Below are 19,949 nucleotides of genomic sequence, written 5' to 3' on the forward strand. Positions count from 1 at the left end.
TTACACACCCTTTTCCGACGATTCTTTCCGACTCGCTAAAGTGTGTTGCTGGCGCTTTGCCCCCTCCGCCCGAAACCATTCAATGGCCCGCATCAGTGCGTCTTCAACAGGCGTTTGTGGGAGTCCCAATTCCCGAACGGCCTTCTCTGCCGTAAAGTACATCGGAACCTTTGCCAACTTCACACCAGCTACCGGGGCCCGCGGCGATTTCGCCAACAACGGAGATAACATATACTCATCAATCCCGGCCACCAAATACGCGAACCAAAAAGGGATTTTCAAAGATGGTGGCTTCCTGCCAGAGAGTCGGGCCACGGTGGCGACGAGATCGCCAAAGTGCATATTTTGGTTGCCCAGTATGTACCGTTCCCCTCGGGCGCCCTTCTCGTAAGCCAACAAATGACCTGCCGCGACATCCTCCACGGCCACCAAATTCAAACCTGTCTCGACATAGCCAGGCATCTTACCGAGCATCGTATCCAAGACAATCCGGCCTGTCGGCGTCGGTTTGACATCCCACGGTCCAACCGGTGTCGACGGATTGACAATCACAATGTCCATGCCGCCACGGGCGGCATCCAGGACCAATGATTCGGCCAGTACCTTTGTCTTTTTGTACACACTATGAACCTTGTCCGGATTGACAAAACGCGACTCATCCGCCGGTTTTCCGTCGTCGCGCAGTCCAACCGCCGCCGTGCTGCTCGTGTACACAAGGCGTGGCCCCCCTGCTTTACGAACGGCATCGAGCACCCGTTTGGTCCCCTCTACGTTGACCGCATGCATAATGGCCGTATCGCGCCTGTCCAACGAGTAATGCGCCGCGACGTGGAAAACCGCGTCGCAACCTGCCACGGCTTCCTCCAGCCCTTGTCCTGTGGCCAAATCTCCGACAGCCACCTCAATGCCCTGTGCGCCAAGTCTGTCAGCGTGCTGTTCTGGAGAACGCACGAGCGCGCGCACAGAGTGCCCGGATGACCGTAGCGCAACCGCGACATGATAGCCGACAAATCCCGTAGCACCGGTCACCAACGCACGCACGAAAGTCCCCTCCCTATCGCTTGCAATACGCGTCTGGCCGTAAGCGCCCGATATGGTAACAGAGCGGCTTGCGGCCACCCACGCGGGTTGCGCCACTGCGGAAGCAAATCGCGCGCCTCGTCCAGCACCACCCGCACAATGGCAGCGGGTACGCCATACGACTGCGCGACCTCGCACCAAGCGTAGCTTTCTTGATCTACCGAATTGGCGCCATACCGCGTCGCCAACGCCTGTTTCTCCGCCGGCGACGCAGCGACGGTTTCAACAGAGACCATAGCGCCGCCAGAATTGATTGGCGCGCTATGCGGCGACCGCGCAAGCAGTCGAGGCTGCGCCTCCACGCGCGCCTGAATCTCGCTGACAACGGACTCTGGCAGTTCACTTGTGGCTAGCGATTCGTCTCCGCCCCCGCGATACAAGGTGGCTGGAATCACCACTGTCCGGCGCGTAAGCGTCGAATCCAAGGCGCCACACAAACCGACACCAACCACGAAGCGCGGGCGATATTTCCGAATCAGAACTTCCGATTCTCTGCGCGCGGACTCCGGCCCGATGCCCGTGACTTCCACGCGCCAACGGCCCGCGTCCTCTCGTTGTAACGGCGCAAACACGCTGGCCTCAAACCGCATGGCGGCCAACACGAGAACGACATCAGACACGGTCAGTTATGAGGCGAAGAACCAACGGACCAAACGCCACGTGTCCTTCGGGGTCATTGCACCCACGGCAGATGCTTCATAGCCACTGTGCATCATGCAGCTCGCGCAACGCGGATTTTCACCATAACCGAATTCTTCCCAGTTTGTCTGATTCATCATCTCTTCAAACGTGTCGTAGTGCCCGTCTGTCAGGAGATAGCAGGGGCCCTTCCAACCCTTCGGATTGCGCGTCGGGTTCCCCCACGGCGTGCAGCGCAAATCCTTCTTGCCGAGTAAGAAGTCGAAATACATCGGCGTATCGTAAAAACGCACTTTGCCCTTGGCGTTGTCGAGGATGTCCTGAACAAGCGCATTGACTTCCTTGCGGTGCAGGAAGATATCACTATGGGATGGATCTACCTCTTCATAGGTGAAGGCTGGCGACAGAATGCTGTTGTCGACGCCGATTTCCATCAGCTCTTGCAGCAGTTCCGCCGTATCTTTGGCGGATGCGCCTTTGTACAAAGTCGTGTTGGTCGCTACGCGGAAGCCGCGTTCTTTCGCAGCCTTGATACCCTTAATGACGATATCGTAGACGCCCTTGCGCTCGACCATTTTATCGTGGTGTTCCCGCTTGCCATCGAGGTGAAAAACGAACGTAAAACGAGGATCGGGCTCAAGCTTGTCGAGCACGCGGTGCAGCAAAATCCCGTTCGTGCACAACATCGTCAATTTTTTACGCGCTAGCATTCCTTTGACGATGTCGACGATTTCTGGGTGGACGAGTGGTTCGCCGCCGGCGATGGAGACAGCAGGTGCCCCGCATTCGTCAACCGCCGCAAAGCACTCTTCGGCACTCAGGCGCATTTTGAGGACTTCCGGCGCCTGCCGAATTTTCCCGCATCCAGTGCAGGTGAGGTTGCACATCTCCGTCGGCTCCAACATGAGAACCATGGGGAAACGCTTGTTGCCTTTGACTTTTTGTTTCATGATGTACTTCGCCATATCGATTGTAAGTCCAAGCGGTTGTCTTGCCACAAATATCCCCTCCAACACAATATCGTCTGTCATGAGATGATCCTTGTGAAGCCAAAAACAACACAATTGTCGGCACGTCGTCCGCAACCGAAACAAATTAATTGTAGTCTTTTTTACCAGAGATTCAAAACTGGCGCCCACGACCATGAAGCGCTTCAACAAACGCTTCATGTCCACGCGACTCCAGCCACAGTTTCAGTCGTCCACCGACGACAACTGGCCGTGTCCGCAAATCATCCCACGTTCTCGATCCGGTCAAAGCCAATAAGGTGCGCATCCCCCAGTGCAACTCTTCCAAGTAACGAACCACGGCCTCGTCCCCATCCGGTTCACCAAGCAGGCGCACGAGTGGACCTGCAATGCCAACCGCCTTGGCGCCAAGTGCCATCGCCTTGACAATTTCGTCAGCCGCGCGAATTCCACCGGACGCAATGACATGCGTATCCGACGGCACCACGTGCACGACCTCTGACAGCGTCGCAGCCGTCGAAATGCCCCAATTCATCCACTGATGTGTCAGTTGCATATTGCGACGCCAAGCCTCCACGGCAATGAAGTTGGTGCCACCCCGTCCGCCGACGTCAATCGCGCGCACGCCGACATCGACAAATTGCTGCGCCTCTTGTGCGGCAATTCCCTGACCGACCTCTTTGGCAATCACCGGGACATCGACGGCGTCAACAACTTCCGCCAATCGCGACAGCGCTCCCCGGAAGTCCCTATCACCTTCCGCCATGAACAGCTCCTGAGCGACGTTAAAGTGTACCTGCAGAAGCTGCGCGCCAATTAAATCGACGGCCGCCTGCGCGACATCAGGCGCAGTGCCCATGCCGACGTTGGCAAGCAAAACCCCGTTTGGATGCTGTTCGCGCACGACGCTGTAGGTATAAGCGACGTCTGGGTTTTTCAAGGCGGCCGTCTCTGATCCCACTGCCATCGCAAGCCCGAACCGCCGCGCGATGGACGCGAGACGCCGATTAATCTCGTACACCTCGTCGGCACCGCCCGTCATCGCATTGATGATGACAGGTGACGGCAGCGAGAACCCACACAATTCGGTTTGCAGTGAAACCTCGTCCCACGCGAGTTCCGGCGCGCAGTTTGGCAACAGTGTCACATCTTCAAACCAGGTTGACGACGCCTGGTTATCTCCGAGCGTACGCACGGCCGACACGTGCTCAATCTTACGCTGTTCACGTCCTTGTTCCATCGTCTTGGCCATTTCGTTTACCAACCCTTCTAGTGCAGGGACCGTGAGTCCGTAGAGAGCCACATCATGTCGCGGCCAGCCGCTCGTTTCAAATCCCCACCTCATCCAATATATGCGACGCAGACGCTCGTCTGCCTACCAAATCCAAGACATCCTGAACAATACCCGGAACATCTAGGCCCAAGAGACTCAAAACCTCGTCGCGAGACCCGTGCTCGATAAATTCGTCCTGGATGCCTTTGCGTTTCACGCGCGTGTGAATATTGCTATCAGCCAAAAGCTCCACGATAGCCGAACCGACGCCGCCAGCCAAGGCCGCCTCCTCCACGGTTAACACGGGTGCTCCGGTCTTTGCCAACTCCTTGATAAGACACTCGTCGAGCGGCTTGACGAAGCGCAGATTGACCACCGTTGCGTCAATCCCATGTTCCTTTTTCAGGACATCAGCCGCTTTCAGCGACGTGTCTACCATGGTGCCCAAAGCGAGAATTGTCACATCACTGCCCTTGCGGACAATTTCCGCTTTACCCCGTTCAATCATCTTAAAATCGGAATCCATCTGCACACCGATACCATCCGCTCGTGGATAGCGAACCGCCACAGGCCCGTCCCACTGGATGCTCGTGTACAACATGTGCCGCAACTCGTTTTCATCCTTCGGCATCATGATGGTCATGCCGGGAATCGCGCGCAAATACGCCAAATCAAAAACACCCTGGTGTGTCTCGCCATCCGGCCCGACAATGCCAGCCCTGTCGACGGCTAACACGACAGGCAAATGCTGAATGCCGATATCGTGGATGGTCTGGTCGTACGCGCGCTGTAAAAACGTCGAGTACACGGCAAACACGGGTTTCTTGCCGTTCGCCGCCAACCCAGCACAAAATGTCGCCGCATGCTGTTCGGCGATACCTACATCAAAACAGCGGTCTGGGAAACGCTGTTGAAATGTCGTCAAGCCACTGCCCGACAACATTGCTGGCGTCACAGCCACGATCCGCTCGTCTTGTTCAGCAAGTTCCATCATCGTCTCTGCAAACACATTGGTATAGGACGGCGCCTTTTTCGCCTTGTTGCTCGAAGGCCAAGCATGCCACTTATCCGGCGCATTTTCCGCCGCTGAATACCCTTTTCCCTTTTGCGTCAGGGTGTGAACGAGTACCGGACCCTTGAGTTCCTTGGCCCGCTCCAATACCGAAATCAACTGTGGAAGGTCATGGCCATCTACGGGCCCCAGATACTTGAACCCAAAACACTCAAACACGCTGATGGGCAAAATGACATGTCGCGCCGCATCTTTCACTCTGTCGAGCATTTTCGTGACCTTTTCACCAACGGTGTGCAATTGCCGCAAAGTCTGATCAATCTCCGCTTTTGCCCGCATATAAGCCGGGTCGGAACGCAATCTCGTCAGGTATTTAGAAATGGCACCGACGTTCTGGGAAATCGACATTTCATTATCATTTAAAACAACCAATAAATCCGTTCCAAGATCCCCAGCGTGGTTCATGGCCTCCATCGCCATGCCCCCGGTCAGTGCGCCGTCGCCAATCACCGCAGCGACATGATAATGTTCATGTGAGAGATCACGTGCAACCGCCATACCTAAGGCAGCAGAGATCGACGTACTAGAGTGTCCTGCTCCAAATACGTCATGGGGACTTTCGCTTCGCTTCAGAAATCCTGCCATACCGCCTAATTTACGCAGCGTGGCAAACTGGTCTCGCCGACCTGTCAATAGTTTGTGAACGTACCCTTGGTGGCCCACGTCCCAAATCATTTTGTCCGTGGGACTATCAAATACCCGATGCAGTGCGATGGTCAGTTCGACGACGCCCATACTCGCGCCAAAGTGGCCCCCCGTCCTCGATATGGACTCCACTAGAAAATCTCGAATCTCTTGCGCCAACGTCAAAAGTTGTTCTTCCGTCAACGTCTTTAAATGCTTTGGGTCGCGAATCGAATCGAGTAGCGTAAGACAACACCTCGATTACACTAGAATGAGACATGCTTGTCACCGGTTGATTCGGTGAACATGTGCAGGTGAAACGCGGTGCAAATATTCGCCATCACCCCCTATGCGTGGCTCAATCCCAACGCGCATTCTGGAAAACTCATATATTGTTCACATTTTAGGATACCAAAATTAGCCGAACCATAGCAAACGCACCGAGGTGCGAAATATTCGTTCACGTATATAATGCATGCGATTTCCAATATGCCGCGAATCTCCAACACGCGGCATTCCTGCCAGTATAAGAATAAGGTATTCAACAACCTACACGCCCTTGCCATATTTATCTCATCCAAAATTGTCCTTTCGGATGAGACCAGGCGTGCGAACCAGCAATGTGCTATATCGTGGCGATAAGCGGGGCTACAATAAAAAGATCATGGGAAAAAGAGCATGGAGCGGTGACAAGACAAACACATCGAATCTCGTCATTTGTCCGTAAATTGAGGGAGATTTATCGGAAGTAGTTTGATGGAATGGATGCTTACTCCTTCGACAAGCGGGCAGCATCGAATTCATCCCGCTTGGTCCGCAAGAAACGGCGTTGATGCTCCATACAGTATCGGATGAGCGCTTCGTCGCTCGGGTGAACTTGCTGAAACTGCACGCCCAACACAACCATATCCCCTGCAACGCCTTCCCTGGTGACTTCCCCTTCAAATGAAACGGTGGCAGCACCTCTTTCGAGTGGCAGTGTCAATTCCCCCGCCAGCTCGTCGCCGATATGGAGACGCGCATGTGTCATTGCAGCGCGAAATCCACCGGCGCTCAAATCGAGCAGATTGACCTCAAACCAATCCGTGTGATTTGTGGTAACGCGTGCGCGAAGCGTCACTGGCACGCGAAAGCTCTGCCTGCGTTGCTCCTTGGAAATTTGCGAAGGCTGCGGTTTTTCGACAATGATGAGCGGAGTGCGTCCGGCGATTTGCTCGCGAACGCTCGTTTCAAACGAAAAATAGGCTGTGTGCACGTATCCAATGATGACTCGACTCCCCGGTGTGAGCAGAATTGGGTAGCCATTGTGATCATACGGGGCAGTCAGGACCAACGCATCGTCCTCCAAGTCCACGACTTTCACTGGATATCCTTCTTCGGCCTCAGAGTCTACGATTGTTATCACGACATCTTGCAACTTGGTCGGGTACAGTGCTCATCACTCTCTTTTCAGCCATAAGCGGCAGGGCGCCTGCACGTGATTGGCTCTGTATGTGCGCAACGCTCGCCCTGCATCATGGCAAATCTTACTTACTTTCTTTTACCAAAACTTTCTGGACGAAACAATAGAGATCGGCAAAACAACAGAAAATATGAAAGTACCGAATGACACGTGTATTGCCTTGTCACCCTGCAGTGGCACGACTTTCGGCTTCCCCTTGTGCCGGTGTACCATCACGCGGCAGTGGTGGACACTTATAATCGTCCTTCTCCAACAAAAACGAAGCACAAGTCCCCCCAACCAACCCCCAGAAGGGAGCACCGATGTGCACGATAGTGATGCCTGAGACGGTAATCAAGAACGAGAATAGCGCACTCTTTTTAAATTTCGACGCAAAGCTGGCATGCAGAGAATCGGTGAGGACGCTGATCATCGCGATTCCGCCAAGCATCTCAATGGTGGATGTCGGGATCATTGTGGGAATCGAAGCAGCAATGGGCGCAAATACACCAAACAGTATCGACAAAACACCGAGCGTCACAGCGGCTGTATACCGAGACGATTTCGGACCGGATTCCTCTCCCGCAAGAAGCGCCGTCATGGGTCCGGCCACACAGGACGTATGCGCGCCCAAGAATGCATTGACGACCGAACCAATTCCGCTCCACCTCGTCATTGAGTTGATGGGCGGCGCGTACGCCTCACTCTCAAGCACCGCAATACCCTGTGCATTTTGGATGGCAACCACGGTCAAGACCAATGGCAAGACCAGTTGTCCCATGGTCGATAGATTCCACACAGGCAAATAAACATGCGGCGTCGCGATGCCAAACGACACGCCTTTGGCGTGCACGGAGTGCGTCAGAACCAAAATTGCCGCTGTGACAACGATAGCACCAAGAATCGGTGGAAACTTTTTCGCCACTTTCGGATTGAATGATAGAAATAAATACGCAAGCAATGGGAGGCCGTTTAACAGTGGATTGTGAATCACAGCCTGAAACAGTTGAATGCCGAATGGCAGGAGAACGCCGGAGACCATACCCATCATGACGGGCATCGGCAATACGCGCATCACTTTCGCGACAACGCCGGAAATACCGAGTAGGAAAATGATGACGCCCGCGACAATATATGCGCCGATGACTTCGGAGAATGAGTGGTGCACCAGTGTAGAACCAATCAGAACAGCACCAGGAATCGAAAATGCATAACCGATTGGTTGGCGAAATAGAAACGCTTGAAGTAGCGTCATGAGTCCCGGAATCGCATAAATGCCAAATATCCAGGAAGTGACCTCCCCGGCAGACAGCTTACCTTCTGTGGCCGCCTGTAGCACAATGAGCAACGGCCCGGTGACGCCAAACAACCATGCCACCAATCCATTCGACAAACTCCCAAGCGAGATCTGCTTGGGGAATTCCCTGAGTGTTTGCACAAGCAAACCTCATCCCTCCCTTGATACCGGAAATAAACCAGAAATTTCGTGTACCGAAATTTGATTGTAACAAACCGGGGAAATGTTTCAAGATCTTGAAACCGCTTGCCTATCTATCTTCCGCAAATTTCAAGTTTCATTCCGTCTCACGCATCCCGATCTGGATTGGTCGGCAATTCTGACAAAAACGCGCGCGCCGCGTTGGAGAGGTGCGCACCCGACTTCCAGACCACGGTCGGTTCGTAAGCCAACTGGCTTCCGTCAATCGGGATCGCGCAAAACTTGTGCGAAGGAAGGAGCGTCAGCACCGACTTCGGGATGATGGTCCCGCCAAATCCCGCATGCACCAGTCGGAACAACATTGTGGAATCGTGACACTCGCAGACAATGTTGGGTTCTTCACTGAATCGGTGCAGCTCGTCCACAATCTGATTGTAAATACCGTATCCGTAGACTGGCCCCAACAAAATGAGCGGCTGCTCGACCAGTTCCCGCATGTGGATGGACGAAGGCAGGTCGGGGAACCAATTCTCGGGCGTGACAAACACAAACAAATCGGGTTGTGTCCGGTGTATTGATACGCGCTGCATGCGCACCGGAAAGTTCGTCACCGCCACCTCAATGGCGCGGCTGTCGAGCAACTCTTGCAACCTGTCCGGCTCACCTTCCCACACTTTAAACGTCAACTGCGGATGCTCCGTCCACAGGCGCATCACACAGTCCAACAAAAATGGCGCAGAATACAGGGTGGTTCCAATCGACAGCGTGCCATGCACGCCACCGCCGAGCTCTTGCACCTCGACCACCATATCGTCGAACATCTTCAATAAGTCAACGGCGCGCTGGTACAGTGCTATGCCTTCCGCCGTAAGCGTCATATTTTTCTTGCTTCTTTCAAACAATGTAACGCCGAGCTCCTGTTCCATGAGCTTGAGCTGTTGGCTCAATGGCGGCTGAGCGATATTCAATCGTTTCGCTGCCGCCGTAATCTGTCCAGCATCCGCGATGGTCACAAAATATCTGAGTTGGCGTAAATCCATCCGGGCAGCACCTCATCCATATGATAATCATATGACCAATAGATTTAACAAATATTTTTAATATCCATAAACGTATACTACACTTTACGTCGTGAAACAAGATGCCACCGCGGAGGCAACGAAGGAAGGTGGGAGATCCGTGAAAATCATTGTCGGTATTACAGGCGCCACCGGTGCGATATTCGGGATTCGACTCCTCGAATTACTGAACGACGCAGGTGTGGAAACACATCTCGTGGTATCACCGTGGGCAAAATCGACAATTCCGTATGAAACGCCATACTCGGTCGCCGATGTATTGGCGATGGCCAGCTATACCTATTCACACAAAGACCAGGCCGCGAGAATATCGAGCGGATCATTTCAGGTCGACGGGATGATCATCGCGCCTTGCAGTATGAAGACCCTCGCGTCGATTCGCATCGGACTCGCAGACAACTTGATTACAAGATCTGCCGACGTGATGCTCAAAGAGCGCAAGAAACTGATTTTAATGACCCGTGAAACGCCTTTAAACACCATTCATCTGGAAAACATGCTGGCGCTTTCGCAAATGGGCGCCGTGATATTCCCACCGATGCCAGCGTTCTACAATCATCCGGAAACGCTCGATGACATGGTGAACCACATTGTGTACCGTGTGATGGATCAAATCGGATTACCACCCGAAGAGGCCAACCGCTGGGAAGGCATCAAATCGGAAGTAAGAACTGGAGGTTCACACGATGGCATATAAGGATTTCCGAGATTTTCTGGACACCCTGCGCAAAGAGGGCCAGTTGCTCACCATTGAAGACGAGGTCATGCCGGAACCCGATTTAGGATCTGCAGGACGCGCCATCAACAACGTCAGCGACAAAAGTCCCGCTCTGCTATTCACCAATATCAACGGATATCAAAACGCGTCGGTCGCCATGAACGTCATCGGATCGTGGCCCAATCACGCGCTGATGATGGGGCTTCCCAAGAACACGCCGGTTAAAGAGCAGTTTTTTGAGTTCGCCCGCCGTTGGGACAACTTCCCGGTTCCGGTCGAGCGCATGGACAGCGCGCCCTTCCAAGAAGTCGAAATCAATCAGGACGTCAACTTGTTCGATATCCTGCCCCTATTCCGCTTGAACCAATACGACGGTGGCTTCTACATCGACAAGGCGTGCGTCATCTCGCGCGACCCGTCTGACCCAGACAACTTCGACAAACAAAACGTCGGCATTTATCGCATCCAGGTCAAGGGCCGCGATACACTTGGCATCCAGCCTGTCCCGCAGCACGACATCGCTGTGCACTTACGCATGGCCGAAGAGCGCGGAGAAAACCTCCCCGTCGCGCTAGCTATCGGCTGTGAACCGGTTATCACCACGATGGCAGCCGCACCAATTGGCTACGACCAGTCGGAATACGAAATGGCCGGTGCCATTCAGGGAGAGCCGTACAAAGTATTTACCTTGCCTGGCACCAACCTGGATGTACCTTGGGGCGCGGAGTTTGTCCTCGAAGGTGAAATCCTGGCCGGCGTGCGCGAATTTGAGGGCCCATTTGGCGAGTTCACAGGTCACTACTCTGGTGGGCGAAGCATGCCTGTCATTCGCATCAAACGGGTATACCATCGCAAGAACCCGATTTTCGAGCACCTCTACATCGGTATGCCATGGACAGAGACGGACTACATGGTCGGCGTCAACACCTGCGTGCCCATGTATCAGCAACTCAAGGACGCGTTCCCGAACGAAATCGTGGCCGTCAATGCCATGTACACGCATGGCCTCGTCGCCATTATCTCGACCAAGAAACGGTACGGTGGGTTTGCCAAAGCAGTCGGCATGCGCGCAATGACGACACCGCACGGCCTCGGATATTGTAAACTCGTGATTGTAGTGGATGAGACGGTTGATCCATTCAACCTTCCACAAGTCATGTGGGCGCTGTCGACCAAGATGCACCCAGCTCACGACGTCATCATCTTGCCGGACATGTCCGTTTTACCACTCGATCCCGGCTCCAACCCAGCCGGCATCTCCCACAAGATGATTCTCGACGCGACGACACCGGTGGCCCCAGAGACACGCGGCCACTACTCGCAACCGCTCGACGCACCATTGGCAACGGAGAAGTGGGAGAAAATTTTCCAAGATCTGCTCAGCAATCAATAACGTACAGAAGAATCGATAAGGGAGTGTGGTTCACATGACAACTTGCCCACGCTGTGATTCAACCAAAGCCGAAGCGGTCGCAAAGTCTCCGGTCCAGGGCGCTTGGACGGTCTACTCTTGTCCGGTCTGTTTTTACACGTGGCGTTCCACGGAAGCCGATAAATTTACCGACCCGAGCAAATACGAACCGAGCTTCAAGGTCAATCAGGCGGATATTCCGAACGCCATCCAGGTGCCGACTGTTCCACCGCGGATAAACCGCTGATAAGGGGCTGATTGTATGTTCGGGAATCTGCGCGAACTTCCTGACAGCCTACTGACGTTCTTCAGTGGCGACGACCTGTCGCAAAAACAACACGACGCGATGATGTTATTGACGGTCACCGACGACCTTTGGCCGCATGCGGCCATGGTCAGTGTCGGGGAGGTCGTCGCCGTCGATAGCACACACATGCGACTCGCCATGTGGCCTAGTACGTCGACGACGCACAACCTCGAACAGCGAGGGCAAGCGACGCTCGTCCTCGTTCACGATGCAAAGGCGTACTACATTCGCCTCCGCGTCGAGCCACTGGCGTCGAATCCGAACGCCCGCCACAATCTGCGCCGCTTCGCGGCCACCATCGAGGGCATCCGTGAGGACGTGGCAAAATACGCCGACCTCACAAGCGGCATTCGCATAGAACTAAAGGATCCCGCGAGTGTTCTCGCCCGCTGGCAAGACACCATCGAGGACACGCTAGAGGGTTAGGCCAGGCGGCGGTGGATCGACAGGCGGATCGACAATCGGGTCGACAGGCGGATCGACAGTGGACGTACAGTATCGCACAATCCGCGGCCGAATGACGCATAAAGCTGCGATTTCTGCGCATCATAAGTCTTGTAAGGAGGCTGATGTGTGATGGTGACGACCGCTTAAGGATGTCTCAAAACCGCAGTTGACTTACAGAAAAGGACGGCTTCGTGCCGTCCTTTTTCGTGTAGGGCGGCATGGGTGGCGGATCGGGCGGATGGACCAGGCCCTCGTGTCTTATTAAGACATCGTCCTCATTCTGACGGCCCATAAGGCAGAAAATCTGCACTATTGCGCCTCGTGACCCCGGAAATCGCCGATTTTTCGGGCAATAAGACATTTTTCTTGTCTAAATTCCGCCGGATATAAACAAAGAGCGGAAATAGCGCAGAAATACTGCCCTATTTTCCGCTCTCTCCACATTCTACTCTCCGCCCCAGAGGCGAACACCGACCGATCCTTCAGCGGCCAACCTTTACGCATCGCGATAACGGCAGCGAAGAATCCAGACCGAGTCGTGCTTCTCGAAGAATTCGTTCTGATCTGCGATGACTTGGGCTTCGGCGTCCTCAAAGTGGATAGTGCCTGTATACAACACCTCGCACGGATCTTTCTCGCGCGCCTTCAAGACAGCCTGCACTTTTTCCTTTGCCTTGTCTTTGCCATCGCCGTCCGCCTTGGAAAAAATCGTGAGCACCTGGCGCGTCGCTTTTGAATCGGCAAGGAATACATAACATTGCGCGTTGGACAAATTCCCCACACCCGTTTCATGAAATTGGCTGCGCATCTAGGATGCACAAACAGGCTGGGAATATGCCCAGATACACTACACCGCAACATGCACTGCACAGCGCGTACAGACTCCTCTTCCTGGCAACGACACCTACCCGCCCATAGCACGCGGCGATGCCTACCGCCGTATCAGTTCGTTCAGTCTGCGACACCCTCGGCGCGAAACTGCCGGCAAGCGGCCAAAAATTCCGCGCCATAGCGGTTCAATTTCATTTCTCCGACGCCGCGAATCGCCAGCATCGACGACTTGTCCGTTGGACAAGCTGCCGCCATTTCACGCAACGTGCTGTCGGAGAAAATCACGTACGGCGGCACGCCATCGCGCTTCGAAAGGTCTCTGCGCAACGCCCGCAACACTTCAAACAAACCGTTATCATGCTGTACAGCCGCCTTGACGCGCTTCGGCACACGAACGACGACACTCGCCTGCCCTTTCAATACCGGTACAGCGGTCGACTGAAGTTGCACGACTGGGAATTGGCCGTCTGAAAGCTTCAAATAACCGTCGGCAATCAGTGTCTGAATATAGCCGACGACCTCCTTCTCCGATTTCCCCTTCATCAGCCCGTACGTGGAAAGCGTATCGAGGTTCAGTTCCTGGATGCGCTTATCGCGGGAGCCCCGCAACACGCCCGCAACCAGTTTGACGCCAAAGCGCTCCCGCATGCGAAGCACGCAGGAAAAAATCTGCTGCGCTGCGACAGTGACGTCCTGTTTGTCGAAATCGCCGTTACAGTTGCTGCAGTTGTCGCATTGATGTGGGGGATGCTCGTCGCCAAAATACGTCAGGATGTGGCCGCGCAAGCAGTGTGTCGTGTGGCAGTAATCCACCATCGCCTGCAGTTTCTGATAATCGAGTGACCGTCGATCCGGCGCCGTGTCCGTCTGCTCAATGAGGAACTTTTGTACCTGGACATCGCGCGGTTGGAACAATAGCACGCAGTCAGCGGGATCCCCATCGCGCCCGGCCCTCCCGGCTTCTTGATAATACGACTCAAGGTTTTTCGGCAGGTTGTAGTGAATCACAAAACGGATATTCGACTTGTCAATACCCATGCCAAATGCGTTCGTCGCCACCATAATCCGCGTTTCGTCATAGAGAAACTGGTCTTGATTCCGACTGCGCTGTTCATCGCTTAGCCCCGCGTGATAACGGCTGACCGGCACCCGTTTCTTCTCCAAAAACTCATAGAGACTATCGACTTCTTTTCTCGTTGACGCATAAATAATTCCTGCTTCATTCGGTCGACGTTCCAGATAGGTAAGAACGTAATCGCGCTTATCGATCCCTGTGACGACAGAAAACGAAAGATTTTCCCTATCAAAGCCGGTCACAAACACATTGGGCTGATGAAGGTGCAGTAATTCGACGATGTCCTTGCGCACTTCGGGCGTCGCCGTCGCGGTCAGCGCCGCAATGACAGGGCGCTCGTCCAGTTGCTGAAGAAGCGGTGAAATCGCGCGATAACTCGGCCGAAAATCATGGCCCCAACTCGATAAGCAGTGCGCCTCGTCAATAGCCACCATGCGCGGGCGCAAACGGTTGATAAACGCCATGAACGCGCCGGCCTCCAAACGTTCTGGCGACACGTAAATGAGTCGGAACTCCCCGTTCTCCGCCTGTCTCATCCGTTGGTAAACCTCGTCAGCGGTGAGGCTGCTGTTGATATAGGTCGCTGGGATGCCAACGTTCGACAGCGCATCTACCTGATCTTTCATCAGGGAAATCAAAGGAGAAATCACAATCGAAATCCCTTCGAATAAAAGCGCCGGAATCTGGTAACAAATTGATTTTCCGCCACCTGTAGGCATAATGCCGACCGTATCTCTACCTGCGAGAACACTCTCGACAATGTCAATTTGGCCAGGGCGGAAATCGGGATATCCATAATATTTTCGCAGCAATTCTCTTGCTTCATATAATCGCGTGTCAGTCTGAGTCATGGCTTGCTCTCCTCTTACCCATGATCTTATCATGAAACGCTCGACAAATCGTTCATCTTTAGGAGAATCAGCGTACGAGCAGAAAACCAACACAAAAAACACCGCCAGAGGCAGTGTCAGATTACCTATATCCCTATTTCTCACGGTCTTCCTTTAAGTCCCCATATTCCAAGTTCCCACGTTCCGCAGGCCAATCCATGCACTTAGCGGAAGACTTTGAGCCGCGCGTCGAGGGGTTTGAAATCTTTGTCGCCGGGATCGGAAGTCGGTTTCCCAAACGGCATTTGCGCGACCAGTTGCCACTTTTCAGGCAAATTCCAATTGCTTTTCACACGCTCGTCAATGAGCGGATTATAGTGCTGTAGACTTGCGCCGAGTCCCTCAATCTCCAAAGCAGTCCAGATGACAAACTGATGCATCGCATTCGTGTGTTGGGCCCAGACCGGGAAGTTTTCTTGATAGAGCGGGAATTGACGCTGCAAATCCTCAACCACGGACAAATCTTCGAAGTACAGCACCGTCCCATGCCCAGCGCGGAAACTGTCCATCTTTTGCTGAGTAGGGGCAAACTGTCCCTCAGGGACCACGGCGCGCAGCACATCCGTCGTGATATCCCAAAGCTTTTGGTGCTCTTTGCCGAGCAACAGGACAATACGCGTACTCTGGGAGTTAAACGAGGACGGTGTGTGTTTCACGGCTTCCTCGACGATTTCCTGTATACGCTCGTCCGAAATCGGAGATTCATCGCTAATCCCATAATAGGAACGCCGTTGGCGAAGCGCCTCGTAAAAATCCTTGGCCATTTGAGTCTTCTCTCCTTCACTGCAGGCTTCGACAGCTGCTCCTGAGTTCATCAGCCACAGCCGCTCATCCTTGTGAATTTTGTCCGACTCGGCCAACTCTTATCCCAAATGCGCCAACTTCAACAACGTGTGATACAGCACACTGGCGCCCGCCGCGCAGTCCTCCGGCGCGCTCCATTCGTCGGGGTGATGGCTGATTCCATCCTTCGATCGCACGAAAATCATGCCCACAGGACACAAATCCTGCAACTGCATGCAGTCGTGACCCGCCCCACTGACCACCGGCATCGTCTTAATGCCTACTGTTTCGCACGCGTCGTAAATCGCGTCTTGAATCTCCTTTGCACATGCCAGTGGCGCAATATCCTGCAACGTCTCAACGCTGAGCGTCAACCCGCGATTTGCGCAGATCTGCTCGGCGTTGCGACAAATCTCATCCGCCACAGCGCGGCGGGTGGAGGCGTCGACGTCGCGGAGATCGAGCGTAAATTCGACCCGCCCAGGAATGATGTTCACGCCGCCAGGATACACCGTCAATTGTCCCACCGTACCAACCGTTCGCGTTTCTCGCGCAGCCGCCTGCTCAATTTCTAATATTATCTCTGCTGCGCCAGTCAAAGCGTCGCTCCGCAGCGCCATGGGGGTTGTCCCTGCGTGGCCAGCCGTCCCCGTCACGGTGAATTTCAGCCAGAGCGGTCCAGCAAGTCCCGTCACAACGCCCACTTGCAAACCGGTCTGCTCCAATACCTTTCCTTGCTCAATATGGACCTCGACGTAAGCGTGGACAGACCCTTTCGGGCGCGCAGCCTCGCCAATTCGCGCCGGATTGAATCCGCACGCGCGCATCGCCTCAGCAATGCTGACGCCAGCATCGTCCTGCGCCTCCAATTCCTCTATGCGCAGGTTGCCTGCCAATCCGCGGCTGCCCGTCATGCCAAAGCGAAAACGCGCACCTTCCTCATCCGTAAATGCCACCACTTCAATCGGTCGCTCCGGTTGAATCCCCGCTTCCCCCATGCACTGGAGTGCCTCAACTGCCGCCAAGACGCCCAGTGGGCCATCGAAGTTGCCACCGTGAAACACCGAATCAATATGCGATCCCGCCAGTACCACCGCCGCCTCCGGATGGACTCCCTCCTTGCGACCAATGAGGTTGCCCACGGCGTCCTCGCGAACTTCCAGTCCCGCCTCTTGCATCCACTTGCTCACCAAGTCTTTTGCCTCGCGCTCTTCCCGTGTAAACGCCAAGCGCGTAATGCCACCCGACGCCTGCTTGCCAACCTCGCCGAGTGCCATCAACCGACGCCATAACCTTTCCTGGTTCACCACGTAGCGCTCATCCTCTCGTTTCACAACCAAATTTGTAGCTCGAGTCCCGTTGATGAATGAGTCAAATACTACTGAATCTTTTGCTGATGTCAATCGCAAAAAAAACGAGTTTCCGAGGGAACAGGCGCTTGCCCGTTACCATCAGCCCTATCCGTGCATGGATTATAAGGCAACCACAATTTACGGAGGTGCTGTTCAGATGATGAAGAAATGCCCGCCTATCATTTGCGATCCGCAGTACATCGTCCGGGACTGCTACATTCCCCGCGAAGTACCCATCATCCATCCAATCGTCAACGTGGAGCGCCGAGTGATTGTCAACGTGCCAAGACACTATGTCCAACCGATGACAAGAAATGAAGTCGTCGATCCCGGCTGCCCCGGCTGCCATAAACCCTGACTTATCGCAGAATCGCCAGGCAAGCCGCGTTGGACTCCCCGGTTCGCGCCAGCGCCCGAACGGCGCGAACCGGGCGATGCACCATCGCGTGCATCCACCCGACAGCCCACGAAAATTTTCCTACCCGTCTGACAACCGCGCCTCAATCCACTGTTTGAGCGTGACGTAGTCCGTCTTGCCGCTACCCAACAACGGAACCTCTAAATGGACAATTTTACTTGGAATGTGGAGCCGAGAGTACCCATGCGCGTCAATAAATTGCTGAAAAGGTGCCAAAGTGAGATCGGTTGCGGTCGTGGCCAAGATGATTTTTTCACCCCGTCGCTCATCAGGGAGGTTGACGGCTGCAAAATCGGCCAGCCCGTAGCACTGTGCGGCGAGCTGTTCAATGAGATTCAGTGAAATCATCTCGCCAGCGATTTTCGCAAAGCGTTTGAGTCGGCCAATAATGGTGACAAACCCATCCTCGTCGACCGTCACCACATCCCCCGTGTCATACCAACCTTCCTGTTGGGTATACCCCTCGTTGTGCGTGAGATAGCCCACCATCAAATTTGGCCCCTGTATCAGCAACTTGCCACCCGTATCAATGCCCTGCACAGGTTCGAGACGGTAGCGAATGCCTGGCAAAAATCGACCGACGCTATCCTTTTTGTGGTTCAGCGGCGTATCGAGACACATAATCGGGGACGTCTCCGTAGCCCCATAGCCTTGCATAATCTGCAGTCCAAACTTGTTCAGCCAATAACTTTCCACTTCCGCATTCAGACGTTCTGCACCGACCACGGCGTACCGTAGCGATCGAAAATCGTCTTCACTCGCATATTGGCCGTACTTTTCAAGAAACGAGGAGGTGCCAAACAAAATGGTGGATTGCTCCTCGCCCGCCAACTCCGGAATCCGCTTGAAATGCAGCGGAGAGGGATACAAATACGTTTGTACACCGCACAGCAGTGGCAAGATAGCGCCGGCTGTCAGCCCAAAACTGTGGAACATAGGCATGGCATTGAGCATCTTGTCGACCGTGCCAAAATCGATGACGGATCGCGTTTGTTGCACGTTCGCAAAAATGTTTTCGTGCGACAAGACGATGCCCCGCGGGCGGTACTCACTGCCAGACGTGAACAGAACCAACCTCTGGTCGACTGCCCGCGCCCGACGCCGACGCCGAAACTGAAGAAACCCTGTGATCTTATCCATCATCGAGATAGATTGGCGCACATCCTCCAAATAAAAAACGCGACACTTCGCGGTGAGCGCCTGGGCGACCGCCTCGAGCTGCCCTTTTTCGATAAATTCCCGCGAAGTCAGCACAACGGAGACCTGCGCCGTGTCACACGCGTCTGAAATCGTTTGTACACCAGCGGAGTAATTTAACATGACAGGCGTTTTCCCCAAGTAAAACAAGGAGAACAACGTCACTAAGTTGCCAATCGAATTCGGCAAGAAGACGCCGATGTGTTGCGCGCCCCGGGTGATCTTTTGCAGTCGCTGACTCAACACGTAGGTGTTGAGCAAGACGTCGCGATACGTCACGCGCCCAGACATGTCCTTGGCAATCAGCCAATCCTCACCGTAATATTTGGCCGCCTCCAGCAACTCATTAAACAAGTTCATCTGCATGTCGCGGCCCGTCCCCAGATAGCTGTCCAGCAAAAACGACTGAATTTGATTCAAGACAGACACCCACTGGTCCGCGACAATCTCCTCTGCGGCGAAAAACTTATCCCCCAACACATGTACCGGTACAATCGGGACGTTCGCCCTCATGGCAATCCGGCCAATGATTTGGAAGCCAGCTTGATCGACATCAAGTGCAACAAGCACAGGTTGACCCTTTGCGATAGCACCCAACAAGGCCCGAAACGAGAACAGGTTCCCAGACGAGAGAACGGTGTACGTGCGCCCCTTGAGTGCCTCTCGGTAGCGCGCTTCGAGCGTCGCATTGACAAAAATAGGGACGCCAATCGGCACGTGCCGAAGGAACTTATCAAAACGCGTATAGATGGTATTGTTCACCAAATAAATCGCGTGTCGTTGAAAACTCACTCGGTTTATATTCTGCGGCGTCATAGCCATCTCCCTAACGCACGTGGCGACACAGTATCTAGAAGGATTCCATAAATCCTTCCATTATCATTAACCTCTTGCCCATATGTATAT

The 19,949-nt window shown here is 54.1% G+C and carries 17 protein-coding genes and 1 pseudogene; 5 read left to right on the top strand and 13 right to left on the bottom strand.

The genetic code is table 11. The annotated features are described in order from the left end of the window. The 8 genes and pseudogenes from hpnA to K1I37_RS18795 form a co-directional block, all read right to left on the bottom strand. The gene (gene hpnA / locus K1I37_RS18760) at positions 1 to 1,041 is read right to left on the bottom strand and encodes a hopanoid-associated sugar epimerase (RefSeq protein WP_021295963.1); all 1,041 of its coding nucleotides are present in this window, start codon (positions 1,039 to 1,041) and stop codon (positions 1 to 3) included. After that, a complete protein-coding gene (locus K1I37_RS18765) occupies positions 1,026 to 1,682 on the bottom strand; it encodes a phosphorylase family protein (protein ID WP_152498750.1) in 657 nt (218 codons plus the stop codon). Before K1I37_RS18765 ends, hpnA begins: the two co-directional genes overlap by 16 nt. Positions 1,683 to 1,706: 24 nt before the next feature. Continuing rightward, positions 1,707 to 2,717 (bottom strand): adenosyl-hopene transferase HpnH, encoded by a 1,011-nt coding sequence (hpnH, locus tag K1I37_RS18770; RefSeq protein ID WP_031218357.1) that lies wholly within the window; start codon positions 2,715 to 2,717, stop codon positions 1,707 to 1,709. Between the two features lie 124 nt (positions 2,718 to 2,841). Next, positions 2,842 to 3,939 (bottom strand): type 2 isopentenyl-diphosphate Delta-isomerase, encoded by a 1,098-nt coding sequence (gene fni / locus K1I37_RS18775; RefSeq protein WP_031218359.1) that lies wholly within the window; start codon positions 3,937 to 3,939, stop codon positions 2,842 to 2,844. Between the two features lie 76 nt (positions 3,940 to 4,015). Continuing rightward, a pseudogene (dxs, locus tag K1I37_RS18780) lies at positions 4,016 to 5,902 on the bottom strand (1-deoxy-D-xylulose-5-phosphate synthase); the annotation flags it as partial. A 523-nt stretch (positions 5,903 to 6,425) separates the two neighbouring features. After that, positions 6,426 to 7,061, bottom strand: coding sequence for a flagellar brake protein (locus K1I37_RS18785; RefSeq protein WP_161624339.1), 636 nt, complete (start codon positions 7,059 to 7,061; stop codon positions 6,426 to 6,428). Between the two features lie 220 nt (positions 7,062 to 7,281). After that, positions 7,282 to 8,535: a benzoate/H(+) symporter BenE family transporter gene (locus K1I37_RS18790; protein WP_236613859.1), complete on the bottom strand. Its 1,254-nt coding sequence runs from the start codon at positions 8,533 to 8,535 to the stop codon at positions 7,282 to 7,284. Between the two features lie 146 nt (positions 8,536 to 8,681). Beyond that, a complete protein-coding gene (locus K1I37_RS18795) occupies positions 8,682 to 9,575 on the bottom strand; it encodes a LysR family transcriptional regulator (RefSeq protein WP_021295970.1) in 894 nt (297 codons plus the stop codon). 139 nt (positions 9,576 to 9,714) lie between these two features. Between K1I37_RS18795 and K1I37_RS18800 the strand changes: the two genes are divergently transcribed. Genes K1I37_RS18800 through K1I37_RS18815 form a run of 4 tightly spaced genes read left to right on the top strand, consistent with a single transcriptional unit; the run spans position 9,715 to position 12,476 of the window. Then, positions 9,715 to 10,311: a non-oxidative hydroxyarylic acid decarboxylases subunit B gene (locus K1I37_RS18800; RefSeq protein ID WP_021295971.1), complete on the top strand. Its 597-nt coding sequence runs from the start codon at positions 9,715 to 9,717 to the stop codon at positions 10,309 to 10,311. Next, positions 10,301 to 11,725 carry a non-oxidative hydroxyarylic acid decarboxylases subunit C gene (locus tag K1I37_RS18805; RefSeq protein WP_021295972.1) on the top strand — a complete coding sequence of 475 codons (1,425 nt, stop codon included), beginning with the start codon at positions 10,301 to 10,303 and terminating at the stop codon, positions 11,723 to 11,725. Before K1I37_RS18800 ends, K1I37_RS18805 begins: the two co-directional genes overlap by 11 nt. A gap of 34 nt (positions 11,726 to 11,759) precedes the next feature. Next, positions 11,760 to 11,990: a non-oxidative hydroxyarylic acid decarboxylases subunit D gene (locus K1I37_RS18810; RefSeq protein WP_021295973.1), complete on the top strand. Its 231-nt coding sequence runs from the start codon at positions 11,760 to 11,762 to the stop codon at positions 11,988 to 11,990. Positions 11,991 to 12,005: 15 nt separating this feature from the next. Beyond that, complete coding sequence (locus K1I37_RS18815; protein ID WP_021295974.1) at positions 12,006 to 12,476, top strand: pyridoxamine 5'-phosphate oxidase family protein; 471 nt, start codon at positions 12,006 to 12,008, stop codon at positions 12,474 to 12,476. A gap of 517 nt (positions 12,477 to 12,993) precedes the next feature. Here K1I37_RS18815 and K1I37_RS18820 read toward each other — a convergent pair. From K1I37_RS18820 to K1I37_RS18835, 4 genes are all read right to left on the bottom strand, one after another. Beyond that, entirely contained in the window at positions 12,994 to 13,269 is a 276-nt protein-coding gene (locus K1I37_RS18820) for a hypothetical protein (RefSeq protein ID WP_152498751.1), read from the bottom strand. Positions 13,270 to 13,448: 179 nt separating this feature from the next. Continuing rightward, positions 13,449 to 15,254: a DNA helicase RecQ gene (gene recQ / locus K1I37_RS18825; RefSeq protein WP_021295976.1), complete on the bottom strand. Its 1,806-nt coding sequence runs from the start codon at positions 15,252 to 15,254 to the stop codon at positions 13,449 to 13,451. 203 nt (positions 15,255 to 15,457) lie between these two features. After that, positions 15,458 to 16,057 carry a nitroreductase family protein gene (locus K1I37_RS18830; protein ID WP_021295977.1) on the bottom strand — a complete coding sequence of 200 codons (600 nt, stop codon included), beginning with the start codon at positions 16,055 to 16,057 and terminating at the stop codon, positions 15,458 to 15,460. A gap of 99 nt (positions 16,058 to 16,156) precedes the next feature. Next, entirely contained in the window at positions 16,157 to 17,386 is a 1,230-nt protein-coding gene (locus K1I37_RS18835; RefSeq protein WP_021295978.1) for a Zn-dependent hydrolase, read from the bottom strand. A 52-nt stretch (positions 17,387 to 17,438) separates the two neighbouring features. Here K1I37_RS18835 and K1I37_RS18840 point away from each other — a divergent pair, with 52 nt between their 5' ends. Further along, positions 17,439 to 17,786, top strand: coding sequence for a hypothetical protein (locus K1I37_RS18840; protein WP_236613857.1), 348 nt, complete (start codon positions 17,439 to 17,441; stop codon positions 17,784 to 17,786). A gap of 120 nt (positions 17,787 to 17,906) precedes the next feature. Here K1I37_RS18840 and K1I37_RS18845 read toward each other — a convergent pair whose 3' ends face one another. After that, positions 17,907 to 19,835, bottom strand: a complete 1,929-nt coding sequence (locus K1I37_RS18845; RefSeq protein ID WP_236613858.1) for an AMP-binding protein — start codon at positions 19,833 to 19,835, stop codon at positions 17,907 to 17,909. Between the last annotated feature and the right edge of the window lie 114 nt (positions 19,836 to 19,949).

This window comes from Alicyclobacillus acidoterrestris (assembly GCF_022674245.1).
Classification (GTDB): Bacteria; Bacillota; Bacilli; order Alicyclobacillales; family Alicyclobacillaceae; genus Alicyclobacillus; species Alicyclobacillus acidoterrestris.

Bases quoted from the DNA above. Each gene is read 5' to 3' on its own strand.
- fni (WP_031218359.1), bottom strand. From the start codon at position 3,939: ATGGCCAAGACGATGGAACAAGGACGTGAACAGCGTAAGATTGAGCAC.
- K1I37_RS18795 (WP_021295970.1), bottom strand. From the start codon at position 9,575: ATGGATTTACGCCAACTCAGATATTTTGTGACCATCGCGGATGCTGGA.
- K1I37_RS18805 (WP_021295972.1), top strand. From the start codon at position 10,301: ATGGCATATAAGGATTTCCGAGATTTTCTGGACACCCTGCGCAAAGAG.
- K1I37_RS18810 (WP_021295973.1), top strand. From the start codon at position 11,760: ATGACAACTTGCCCACGCTGTGATTCAACCAAAGCCGAAGCGGTCGCA.
- K1I37_RS18815 (WP_021295974.1), top strand. From the start codon at position 12,006: ATGTTCGGGAATCTGCGCGAACTTCCTGACAGCCTACTGACGTTCTTC.
- recQ (WP_021295976.1), bottom strand. From the start codon at position 15,254: ATGACTCAGACTGACACGCGATTATATGAAGCAAGAGAATTGCTGCGA.
- K1I37_RS18830 (WP_021295977.1), bottom strand. From the start codon at position 16,057: ATGGCCAAGGATTTTTACGAGGCGCTTCGCCAACGGCGTTCCTATTAT.
- K1I37_RS18840 (WP_236613857.1), top strand. From the start codon at position 17,439: ATGAATGAGTCAAATACTACTGAATCTTTTGCTGATGTCAATCGCAAA.